Here is an 11,991-nt window from a genome sequence, read left to right on the forward strand (position 1 = left end):
ATTAAATCTGTTGTGGAACAGGCATCTTGCCTGTTCCAAGCTCATAAGCTAAAATGATGATATAGCCTTTATCAGAAAGATGAGGTATGACTATAAATGGAGTTTTTGATGCGACCTCGCTTACTATATAATAAATATAAGAGGGCTCCCATCCCAACAACGTACCTCACTTTTTTGAGAACCGCTATAATAGCCCCAGTTAATGCAATGGAACTTAAAAAAAGACAGGGCAATATTTGGATAATTGCTTCATCTGCCAGCATTCTATTGCTAACTGTGAGTTCCTTTTTTTACTGGAAACTTGTTAGACTGGGTTATGCTGTTCCCATTCCCTACATTTTAGATGTTTTTTGCTTAAGTAATTGTCCGGCTGATGAGTTAAATGTTTTACATACCCAATTACCACCAGATAATTTATTCAACTACGGCAAACCCCTATCACAAATTTTAGGCGAACCGGATAAGTTAGATAAAAATAGAATTTCCATCCTGGTGGAAAAATCAAAATACAGATTGACTGTATATGAAAATAAAAAGCCGGTCAAATCTTATCCTGTTGTATTTGGCAGCAATCCCGCAGGCGATAAACTAAAAGAAGGCGATTCGCGGACGCCGGAAGGAATTTTTAGCATAAAAGATTTTTATCCTCACGCAGCTTGGTCGAAATTTATCTGGCTGGATTATCCCAGCAAACAATCTTGGCGAAAACATATCAAAGCCAAGCAAGCAGGTACAATCAAATGGTACGATAGTATTGGCAGCGAGGTTGGGATTCACGGCGTGCCTGCTAATTCAGAGAAAATTATCAAAGAGCGATCGAATTGGACTTTGGGTTGCGTTTCTCTGGAAAATAAGGATGTTGACGAGTTGTATCAGTTTGTACAAAAAGGTACAGAAGTAGAAATTATTAGATAACTGGTTCGTAGTAAGGAATGCAAGTCCTGATTGACTCAACAAGCAGCAGAGAGGACTGAAGTCCTCATTACAAACTGGCAAGAGAGGACTGAAGTCCTCACTACAAACTGGTTCGTAGTAAGGAATGCAAGTCCTGATTGACTCAACAACCAGCAGAGAGGATTAATGAACAGTGAGCAGTTTTTACCGATTGTTTCGGTTGTGGTACCTGTTTATAACGGGGAGACGGATTTGCCGGATTTAATTGAGTGTCTGCGATCGCAAACTTATCCAACAAACAGAGTAGAATATCTCTTAGTAGACAACAAAAGTCGCGATTACACTTCAACTATCCTTCAAGCAGCAGCCAAATCCCCCAAGCAAGAGGGATTCAATCAAATCACCATTCGCAATCTCACCGAAAATACGATTCAAAGTTCCTACGCAGCCAGAAACAAAGGAATGCGCGCCTCAACAGGCGAAATCATCGCCTTTACCGACGCAGACTGTCGCCCCGAACCTCAATGGTTGCAAAATTTAGTCGAACCATTCGCTAACTTAGAAATAGGAATTACCTGCGGTGAAATCCTCGCCCTTCCCGGTAACACTCTCTTAGAAAAACACGCCGCCCGCGAAAATACTTTATCTCAAAAACATACTCTCGCTCACCCTTTTTGTCCCTACGGTCAAACGGCTAACTTAGCTGTGCGCCGAGAAATTCTAGCACAAGTCGGTTTGTTTCGCCCCTACCTTACGAGCGGTGGCGATGCGGATTTGTGCTGGCGGATTTTGCGGGAAACATCCTATAAAATGTATTTTGCCGAAAATGCGATCGCCCGACACCGCCACCGCAATACAATAAAACAGTTACAAAGTCAATGGCATCGTTACGGCGAGTCGAATAAATATTTGCACGAACTCCACGGTGTCGATTTGATGCGAGAATTCACCACAGGGGAATATTTGTATCGGCTGGCTAGATGGCTGTTAAAGGAATTGCCGGTTGCTACTGCTAAATGTGCGTTAGCGAAGCCCTCGAAGAGGATCGCCCGTGCCGATCTGGTAGATTTGTTAAATACGCCGATCGGTCTCTTGAATGTGAGAGCAAGGGCGATCGGACAGCGACAAGCCAAACTCCCAGAACTAGCTCGGGAAATTGAGCGACTTTAATCCTTAGAAGAAGACTGGGCGGTTGAAACCGCGTCTATACAGGCAAAACCCGCCGGACGCCGGTTGAAGACCTATCCTATGTTATTCTCTCTTGAGTCGGCGTCCGGCGGACATCGTTTGTGTAGGCGCGGTTTCAACCGCCGTCTGATCTTTACATCCGATAAGCACAGTTTATCTGTATATAAGTATGCTGAATTAGGAAATATGAAAATTTCAGGCAATCCTTAATATAAAATTAATAAGTCTATTTTGAAGCGCGCAGTTTCAGAACGACGAGAAACTCGCATTTACCCCCAAAATTTCTTTACTTCTGGCGAATGGCCTCAGCCTTCTGGCGTCGAGATTATTCTCAGATTTTTCAAGTTTTGTAACAATTACAGGTAGTGCCAATGGCTCAAATCCTACTCCAGACCGTTTGGTTTATACCTTGCTATCCACTCATCGGCGCATTTCTGTCGATATTGTGGTTTCCAGCAGTAACTCGCCGCACGGGGCCTAGACCCTCCGGTTACGTAAACGCCATCTTAACTTTCTTCGCTTTCCTTCACGGCGTCATCGCCCTGACAGCTATCTGGAACCAACCGGCACAACACCAGTTCATTCCCTGGCTGAATGTGGCAGGTTTAGACTTAACCATTCCCGTAGACATTTCTGCTGTCACCGTCGGGGCGACAGTTTTGATTACGGGACTGAATTTTCTGGCGCAGATTTATGCAGTCGGCTACATGGAAATGGACTGGGGCTGGGCTAGGTTCTTTTCCCTGATGGGGCTGTTTGAAGCGGGGATGTGCGGCTTGGTTTTGTCCAACTCCCTGTTTTTCAGCTACATGATTCTGGAAGTCCTGACTCTGGGAACTTACCTGCTAATCGGGCTGTGGTTCAATCAGTCTTTGGTGGTGACGGGCGCCCGCGATGCTTTCTTGACTAAGCGGGTAGGAGACTTATTCCTGTTGATGGGAGTAGTTGCAATTCTGCCGCTGGCTGGAACTTGGAATTTTGACGAATTGGCAGTTTGGGCTAAGACTGCAAACATTGACCCCACAGTGGCGACGCTGTTGAGTTTAACTTTGATTGCCGGCCCGATGGGCAAATGCGCTCAGTTTCCCCTGCACCTGTGGCTGGATGAGGCGATGGAAGGCCCTTTGCCGGCAACGATTTTGCGGAACACAGTGGTTGTGGAAACCGGTGCTTGGATTTTGATTAAATTGCAGCCCGTGATTGCATTGTCGCCCGTGGGGCTGAAGACAACTATTATTGTGGGTGCTGCAACGGCGGTGGGTGCGTCTTTAATTGCGATCGCCCAAATCGACATCAAGCGCACGCTTTCCTATATAGTTAGCTCTTACATGGGCTTGGTATTTATCGCCGTCGGCACCGGACAAACCCACACAGCTTTGACATTAATCTTTGCCTACACCTTAGCAATGGGTTTGTTGGTGATGAGCATCGGTTCAGTAGTTTGGAACAGCATCACTCAGGATGTCCGATATCTCGGCGGTTTGTGGGCGAAGCGGCCGATATCGGGAATATCGTTTCTTGTTGGCGCCGCTGGAGTGATGGGACTGCCACCCTTCGGCTGCTTCTGGGCTTTATCAGAATTAGCAGGCGGGCTTGCTAAAACTCATCCTTCACTGTTAGTAGTAGTGCTGTTTGTGAACGGCGTGACTGCTTTTGGCTTAGTGCGCGTTTTCGGTTTAGTTTTCGGTGGCAAACCGAAGCAAATGACTGAACGTTCGCCCGAAGTTGCCTGGCCTTTTGTCTTGCCGATGACAGTGTTAATGGGATTTACCTTGCACGTCCCACACTTGCTCGCCGCCTGGGAATTACTGCCTTTGGCAACTTTGAATTATACTGCGGCCGGACTGTTAGCTTTGTCAAGTGCGATCGGCATTGGTGCCGGAGCATTTATTTACCTGAACGAAAAGTGGGAAAAACCAGTGCGAATTGGTTCTCAAGCCGTGCAAGACTTCTTTGCCTACGACTTTTACACCGCCCAACTTTACCGCGTGACCATCATCTTTGCCGTCGGTCTGGTTTCCCAAATCATATCCTGGTTCGATCGCAATATTGTTGACGGATTCGTTAACTTAATCGGTTTTGCCACAGTTTTCGGCGGGCAAAGCCTCAAATACAACGTTACGGGTCAAACTCAGTTTTATGCCCTGACAATTCTCTTCGGAGTGGCACTTTTAGGATTGCTCGTAAGCTGGCCTCTGTTGGCTCGCCTCTCGCTGATTGTGGGCGGGTAAAGAGATATAAAGTTGAAGATTTTAGGTGACACTTTTAACCTAAAATCTTAAATAAATGAAGTCTTGAATAAAGATTTCAAACTCAATCCAACAAGGCAGAATACATGAAAGACGATCGCAGACAAGTAAATCTTTCCCGGCGCAACTCCCTCAAATTTGTCGCAGGAGCAATAGGTACAGGAATACTCGCAGCACGAGTAGGTGCTGATGTGGCTTCACCCGAACCAGCAATTGCTCAAAATGACTTCACTCCCGATGTCGCTTTGGCAAAATTGATGGAGGGGAACAAGCGATTTGTTGACAGAAAACGCCAAAGTCCCAACCAAGACTTACCCCGCCTCGTTGAAGTTGCCAAAGCTCAAAAACCATTTGCTGCTATTCTCGGCTGTGCAGATTCCCGCTTTCCTTCTGAGATTATTTTCGATCAGGGATTGGGAGATTTATTTGTATGTCGCGTAGCCGGAAATGTGGCTACTCCAGAAGAAATTGGCAGCCTGGAATTTGGCACACTGGTGTTGGGAGCAAAAGTGCTGGTAGTAATCGGTCACAAACGTTGCGGTGCGGTAGATGCAACCATCAAAGGCGCTCAAGTTCCCGGTCAAATTGGCAGTTTGCTCGACGCAATTAGGCCTGCTGTAGAAAGCTCGAAAGGCCAAGCAGGCGATCGTTTAGAAAATGCCTGCAAAGCCAATGTGGTGCTGCAAGCTAAAAGGCTGAAAGCATCTCCAGTTATCTCAAAGTTAATTCAAGAGAATAAGCTGAAGGTGGTTGGTGGATATTACGATTTAGACACGGGTGCAGTCAATATTCTGATTGAGTCGTAAACAGTTGAGAGTTGATAGTTGATAGTTGTCAATTGTTAAATACCAACTGTTGAAAAACCTCTTGGGAAAGCAGTAAAATTTAAACTGTCTAAAAACTTAGATATTAACTATCAACTGTCAACTATCAACTATCAACTGTCAACTGTCAACTGTCAACTATCAACTGTCAACTGTCAACTGTCAACTGTCAACTGTCAACTGTCAACTGTCAACTGTCAACTGTCAACTGAATCTTCACTCTTCACACATTATGCTTAGTGCATTGCTCTGGTTGCCCGCGTTGGGCGCTGCGGTAGTCGGGTTCTTGCCCGGAAAAATGAATGCGATGCGGGTGCGCTCCGTCGCTTCCGTCTTCGCTGCTGCCGTTTTCCTGTTGAATCTCTGGCTGCTAACTCAATTTGACACGACAAATGCGGGACTGCAATTTCAAGAATATTTGCCTTGGATTCCGCAATTGGGTTTGAGCTACAACTTGGGAATTGATGGCTTATCTTTGCCACTGTTAGTTTTAACCGGATTGCTGACGCTATTAGTGATTTACGGTACTGGTGAAGGTATGGCTCGCCCCCAGCTTTACTACGCTTTGATTTTGCTGATCAATGCGGGGGTGGCGGGAGCTTTGATGTCTCAAAATTTGCTGCTGTTCGTCCTATTTTACGAGCTAGAATTAATTCCTTTTTACCTGTTGATTGCGATTTGGGGCGGCAAACAGCGCGAATACGCTGCGATGAAGTTTCTGATTTACACGGCAGTTTCGGGACTTTTAGTTTTAGGCGGATTTTTGGGCGTAGCTTGGCTGAGCGGCTCTTTAAACTTCGATTACAGTGCAATTACTACTCAAGATTTGCCCTTAAACACGCAATTAATCTTGCTAACAATTGTCCTGTTTGGGTTGGCAATTAAAATTCCGTTAGTGCCTTTGCACACTTGGCTGCCGGATGCCTACGTGGAAGCTTCGCCAGCAACAGCAATTCTGTTGGGAGGGGTTTTGGCGAAGTTGGGAACTTACGGCTTAGTGCGGTTTGGTTTGCAGATGTTCCCCGAAACTTGGTCGATAGTCGCTCCTGGTTTAGCGATAATCGGTACGGTGAGCGTGATGTACGGTGCTTTGAGCGCGATCGCCCAAAAAGATATCAAGCGCATGGTAGCCTATAGTTCGATCGGGCATATGGGCTACATCCTCGTCGCCTGCGCCGCCGGCACCAAACTCTCCTTAATCGGCGCTGTCGGGCAAATGGTAAGCCACGGCTTGATTTTAGCCTTGCTGTTTTATCTCGTAGGCATCATCGAAACCAAAGCCGGCACACGGGATTTGGACGTGCTCAACGGCTTAATGAATCCGATGCGCGGTTTACCCACAGCGAGTTCGCTGTTAGTTTTGGGCGGCATGGCCAGCGCCGGAATTCCCGGTTTAGTCGGTTTTATCGCCGAATTTTTAGTATTTCAAGGCAGTTTCTCAGCATTTCCAATTCCGACTTTACTGTGCATTTTAGCCTCCGGGTTAACAGCAGTTTACTTTGTAATTCTGCTCAACCGCACCTGTTTTGGCAAGTTGGACAATGCCACGGCTTACTATCCTCCAGTGAAGTTTGCCGAAAATATGCCAGCCCTAGTTTTAGCGGCAATCATTTTCTTCTTGGGAGTTCAACCAGTGTGGCTGCTGAAGTGGAGCGAATCTACTACAAATGCGATGGCAGTAACTCTATCAACGGGCAGATATACTCAAGTAGCTGTCAGCTATCAATCTGAGAAATAGAATGGGAGAGGGGGAGAGCGGGAACTCAGAAAAATCTTTTTTCTTCCTTCTTACTTCTTCCTTCTTTTCTCTTCCTTCTTCCTTCTTCCCTCAACATTCATCCATTGAATCGGTTAAACCCGCTATACAATTCGTTACCGAACTTCCCTCTGATATCATCTCCGGTGGACTGACCACAATAAGATTAGTTTGTAGTGCGGACTTCAGTCCGCAGCCGGAGCGGACTTAAGTCCGCACTACGAACTATTTTTGTTATGGTGATCGACCGGACATGATATGAATTCGGATTCTAATTATGGTAAAATAAAAACAACCAGTCAACTACCACCATAACTGTGTAAAAGTTTGGAACACCGCAAAAAATTCTAAATTCAGGTGCAGTTACAGCAATTTCCCTACTAGCAACTTCCAAGCATTGCGCTGCCGCAGACTTTGCGAATATTTCTAAATATTGAGATTCATTCAAACCAAGGAAGAAACAATGGTACAAACTCCTACTAAACCAGCAACTAAACTGCCTCCTTCCAAGCACGAATTTGCCGAAGTCATTCACAGACTGGAAGCTGGCGGCGCGATGATTCCAGATACGCCGGAAAATCTGATGCAAATCATCGCGATTTGGAAGGCCTACGCGGTACCGATGGATTTCTATTGGCGGGATTTACTTTACATCGCGGAACGGGTATTTTTAAACCCACTTCCCTTCTTTAAATACTTCTTACCCCAGGAGTATTTAGACTTGCAAAATCACTATTCAGGTGACGGTGCAGATTTACGGATTTGGCGGGGGACTGGAAGCGCACACCCGGAACTTTTGGAGTTCATGGAAAATGGAGAAACTGGCAAAAAGCCACGTTTGTTTCACCATTTGTGGCACGATCGCATTAACATGGAATTTGCCGAAGAGTGCATGAGGTCAATGCTGTGGCACCGGGGGATGTACGTTCCTGTCAACCAGTTTGACCCCTATCTCGACAGCGACGAATACAAAGCAAATGCCGATCGCGCAATTAAAGCTTACTTCAAAAAAGACCCGTTCATGCTGGGCCTGCACAAAGCATTTCCCGAAATGTTTTTGGAACAGTGCCGCCAGATGTCTTATTACAGCAATCTCGGTTTATTCTGGGAAGTAATGGCACCCGTGTTTTTTGAAGTTTCCGACTTGTACGACGAAGGGAAAATTACCACAGTACCCCAGGCGATGGATTTCCTGGTAAATGGTATATTTGCGATCGCCGGTCGTCCGATTTACCACCACGTTCTCATCGACGGCGAAACCTACGAAATCATCCCAAAATCCAAAGGTTTCACTTGGCTGTACGAGGCAGCGCTACCCTACGTAGAATCGGTATTTTACCGCACTTCGCCGTTCCGGGGAACCAAATCTTACAACGCCCAAGCCAAGGAAGTTCCCGACGACCAAAAAGACTTCCACTACGGTATTTTGTATGCAGACAAATTCCCTGTAGGAACTGCCGGCATCCCGCCGACGCTGCTAGCCCAAGATATGCTGCACTTCCTGCCGCCTTATTTGATGGATTTCTACAGGCAGCGATGCCGCGGCGAAGATGATATCCTGAATCAGATTGGGGTGACGTTCCAGCGATCGATGTACTGCGTTACTTCGGCGGTTATTCAAGCTTTGCGGACGGCGCTGCTGTATCCTTTGGATGACCCAAATCCGAAGCATTTGAAGGCAAATCGGGCATTTTTCGAGTTTCAGCTCGATCGCTTCTGCCGCCCGGAATACGGCATGAAATATGCGGCGAAGTTGAAAAACATTCAGACTTCGGATTACAGGTAAAAGATGTTTTTGGGCGAGGGAAGACGGCGGTTGAAACCGCGTCTACACAAACGATGTCCGCCTCCGCGGACTGAAGAAGGTAACATAATTTTAACCGCCAACTCTTCAAATATTCAACCCGCGGAGGCGGGTTTTGTCTGTGTAGGCGCGATTTCAATCGCCGTCTTTTTAAGGAAATAAATCGAACATATGAACAGCAAAGACCTAGCCCAATATATCGAAGCAACCGATGGGATTTCCAAACCGTGGCTGTTGGTGCAACTCCGGATGAAAAAATTGCAAGAAAGGCGATCGCAGATTTCTACTGAAGAATATCTCAAAGAACTTACCGATCTTCACCAAGATTTAATGAATCTGGGCGAATGGTGGGTGGGAATTGAAGACGAAGTGTTTTAATTAATTACCGATGCGAATACACTATAGATTTTCATAACCTTTAAATTTGACTAAGGTTTTGCCAATCAAAGCAAAGATCGATGGGAGGTGACATGATTTGCTGGTTGTTTTTGATTTAAATTTGCGAGTGATTGCCCGATCAACATATTTTTATATACAATATTTATTGAGATTATTTAATGCTTGACATTATAAGGTTAATTAGGTAAAATTAATAATTATTTTATGTTGATTGATTCATATAAATCATCAGTAGGACTCCGTTAAGGTCTTAATCATCTAATCCGCCAGTCGGGTAGGATGCGTTAGCTTTTCACATTTTTTGTGATGTGTCAAGCGAATGGTCTGACGCACCTTAGGACTGAACTAAAAGGCAGGTTATCGGTAGAGAACAAAATACTCTCCTGCTTGAATTTTGCACGGAGTTGAATGTGCTTGCCACATTCGATTGGATTCTTATATTAAATATAGGCACATCGAAATGGGACAGATAATTATTAATGAATTCCGCCGTGACGGTAGTTTTCAGGGCGATGAGTATGTCGAACTACTTTTGACAGAAGACTTAACTGCTGCTCAATTGCAAACATTTTTTGTTGGTGATTCAACGAATCCAACAACAGCTAAATATTCTGCTTATCAGTTCATAAATATGGCAAGTATTGCTCCTGTATTCAAGGCAGGAACAATAATTGTGCTGGGCGGTTCGAGCGTAATTCCAGCGAATGAAACTACCTACAATCCAGTTCCCGGAGGAACTGATGCTGATTGGAACATTCAATTATTGATAACTAGCAATAAAGGCGGCGTATACCTTGATAATGTTTTAGCTCCACCTAACAACTTTGCAGGAAATTTTGCAGCAGATTCAGATCTTGTTTGGGTAGATACTAGCAGTACGGGAACTACTTCAGTTGATTCGATCGCCTGGCCAACAACTGGTTTGGGAGCATTTGGCAATGCAGCTAAGGTAAAAATTGCCGCTCCGACGAATAACGGTGATAATGTCGAATTCATGAGCGCGATCGGTGGTGTGGATAAAACTGCTAATTATGCTGTCAATAGTGTAGGTTCGATCGGCGTACCCAATTTCGGCATTAACACTATTTATATTAACAGCCTCCGCAACCCGCAGCTCAACAGCGCTCCAACTTTAACAAATTCTAACGCTAATAGTTTAACTGCAATTAATGAGGACATAGAAAATGTAGCTAACACGGGTTTTAGTATTTTCAATATCACTAGCCAGTTAGGCGCTGATGTTAATAGCGATCCGTTGGGTGTCGCAGTCACAGCAGCAGACAATACTAACGGCAATTGGCAATTTTCAACTAATGGCAATACTTGGACAAATTTTGGGCCATTGTCCCAAAGCTCAGCAACAATTCTCGGCCCGACGCCTCTTTATAATGGCTTGCTTGGCAGCACTCCCAGTTCTCAGAATTGGCTGTCTTTGACCAACTCCAATATTATTGCTCCTACCACTATTGCTTCAGAAATATTAAGCGGTAATGGAGTTAATTTAAACAGCACGGCTGCTAATAATATCTATGCTGGCTATACCAATAATCCTTTAAGTCCGTTATTTCCGCCGCTCGATCGCACGCAGGGATTTAGCTTATCTTTTAATCTGCAAATTATCTCCGAAGCCCGTATCAATGCCAATCGGGCGGGTTTTAGCATTGTTACCGTTACGAGCGATCGCAAAGCAATTGAAATCGGTTTCCAGCAGCTATCTGCAACTACGGGCAATATCTTTGCTCAAGCAGACGGAATTACTCCCAATCCGGGCGGACAAACGAATAGCTTATTTGTGGCTGCTGAAAATGCTGCTTACAATACAAATCTTGCTACTAACTATACTCTGAAAGTTTTAGGCGACAATTACTTTCTTTCGGACGGTAGTAATAATGTTATACTAACGGGGCCTCTGCGAAATTATGCTGCATTTACTGGCGCGATCGACCCCTATGAAACTCCTAATTTTCTATTTCTCGGCGACGACACAACCTCGGCCCAAGCTAACATCAACTTAACGCGGGTTTCTCTGCAAACGCCTGCGAAAGTCCGCTTTGTACCCAACCCAAATTATTACAGTATCGCTGGCAGCGAACCAACAATTACGGTGCGGGCGTGGGATGGAACGAATGGAGTTGGTAACGGTACTGTGGGTGTGAACGCTTCAGTTACTGGAGGAACAACGCCGTTTAGCACTAATTCGATCGCACCGACGATCGCAGTTAATCCAGTCAATGATGTACCTTCGTTTGTCAAAGGAGGCGATCGCACTCTCAAGAGTAACTCCAGCGCGCAAACCATCCCCGGCTGGGCGACGGCGATTTCTCGGGGCCCCGCCAACGAGTCGGGACAAACTCTCGCGTTTCAAGTTACGGGGAATGACAATGCTGCTTTGTTTAGCGTACCACCTGCGATCGACTCGGCGGGCACGCTAACATTTACACCGGCCGTAGGGGCGATCGGCAGTGCTAAGATCGCTGTCAATCTCAAAGATAATGGGGGCGTAGCTAACGGCGGTGTCGATACATCCGCCAGTCAAACTTTCGTCATCAATCTCACCAACTTGCCACCTGCTGGACAAACAGACAATTACACGATTCCCCACACCAAGGTATTCAACCAGCAAGCCCCCGGAGTATTAGGCAACGACAGCGACCCTGACGGCGATATTTTGACAGCCAAGGTATTGTCAAATCCCAGCAACGGCAAGGTCGATTTTAAGGCTGACGGTTCATTCAGCTATATTCCCAATCCGGGTTTTGCAGGGCCAGACAACTTCACCTACAGCGTCAGCGACGGAGTATCGCCGTCTGGGGCTGTTGCTGTCAACCTCACTGTTACCAACCAGCCACCTGCTGGACAAACAGACAATTACACGAT

8 protein-coding genes are annotated in these 11,991 nt (G+C 45.7%); all 8 read left to right on the forward strand.

The features are described 5' to 3' along the window. Nucleotides 1-207 precede the first annotated feature (207 nt). Nucleotides 208-915: a L,D-transpeptidase gene (locus JGK22_RS18200; RefSeq protein WP_293182009.1), complete on the forward strand. Its 708-nt coding sequence runs from the start codon at nucleotides 208-210 to the stop codon at nucleotides 913-915. A 165-nt stretch (nucleotides 916-1,080) separates the two neighbouring features. After that, a complete protein-coding gene (locus JGK22_RS18205) occupies nucleotides 1,081-2,064 on the forward strand; it encodes a glycosyltransferase (RefSeq protein WP_293206786.1) in 984 nt (327 codons plus the stop codon). A 389-nt stretch (nucleotides 2,065-2,453) separates the two neighbouring features. Then, on the forward strand, nucleotides 2,454-4,313 hold the full coding sequence (locus JGK22_RS18210; RefSeq protein ID WP_293182013.1) for an NAD(P)H-quinone oxidoreductase subunit F: 1,860 nt from the start codon (nucleotides 2,454-2,456) through the stop codon (nucleotides 4,311-4,313). A 104-nt stretch (nucleotides 4,314-4,417) separates the two neighbouring features. Beyond that, the gene (locus tag JGK22_RS18215; protein ID WP_293224845.1) at nucleotides 4,418-5,137 is read left to right on the forward strand and encodes a carbonic anhydrase; all 720 of its coding nucleotides are present in this window, start codon (nucleotides 4,418-4,420) and stop codon (nucleotides 5,135-5,137) included. A 250-nt stretch (nucleotides 5,138-5,387) separates the two neighbouring features. After that, entirely contained in the window at nucleotides 5,388-6,893 is a 1,506-nt protein-coding gene (locus JGK22_RS18220) for an NADH-quinone oxidoreductase subunit M (protein WP_293182017.1), read from the forward strand. 481 nt (nucleotides 6,894-7,374) lie between these two features. Further along, a complete protein-coding gene (locus JGK22_RS18225; protein WP_293313352.1) occupies nucleotides 7,375-8,697 on the forward strand; it encodes a CO2 hydration protein in 1,323 nt (440 codons plus the stop codon). A 189-nt stretch (nucleotides 8,698-8,886) separates the two neighbouring features. After that, the gene (locus tag JGK22_RS18230) at nucleotides 8,887-9,093 is read left to right on the forward strand and encodes a hypothetical protein (protein ID WP_293218750.1); all 207 of its coding nucleotides are present in this window, start codon (nucleotides 8,887-8,889) and stop codon (nucleotides 9,091-9,093) included. A gap of 481 nt (nucleotides 9,094-9,574) precedes the next feature. Then, nucleotides 9,575-11,991, forward strand: a 2,417-nt coding sequence (locus JGK22_RS18235; RefSeq protein WP_293313354.1) for a cadherin-like domain-containing protein, incomplete at its 3' end; no start/stop codon positions are given.

Source organism: Microcoleus sp. PH2017_08_TRC_O_A (assembly GCF_020738665.1).
Classification (GTDB): Bacteria; Cyanobacteriota; Cyanobacteriia; order Cyanobacteriales; family Microcoleaceae; genus Microcoleus.

What these genes read in the sequence shown, in the direction of transcription:
- JGK22_RS18225 (WP_293313352.1), top strand. Translation starts at nt 7,375, where the DNA reads ATGGTACAAACTCCTACTAAACCAGCAACTAAACTGCCTCCTTCCAAG.
- JGK22_RS18220 (WP_293182017.1), top strand. Translation starts at nt 5,388, where the DNA reads ATGCTTAGTGCATTGCTCTGGTTGCCCGCGTTGGGCGCTGCGGTAGTC.
- JGK22_RS18200 (WP_293182009.1), top strand. Translation starts at nt 208, where the DNA reads ATGGAACTTAAAAAAAGACAGGGCAATATTTGGATAATTGCTTCATCT.
- JGK22_RS18210 (WP_293182013.1), top strand. Translation starts at nt 2,454, where the DNA reads ATGGCTCAAATCCTACTCCAGACCGTTTGGTTTATACCTTGCTATCCA.
- JGK22_RS18215 (WP_293224845.1), top strand. Translation starts at nt 4,418, where the DNA reads ATGAAAGACGATCGCAGACAAGTAAATCTTTCCCGGCGCAACTCCCTC.
- JGK22_RS18230 (WP_293218750.1), top strand. Translation starts at nt 8,887, where the DNA reads ATGAACAGCAAAGACCTAGCCCAATATATCGAAGCAACCGATGGGATT.
- JGK22_RS18205 (WP_293206786.1), top strand. Translation starts at nt 1,081, where the DNA reads ATGAACAGTGAGCAGTTTTTACCGATTGTTTCGGTTGTGGTACCTGTT.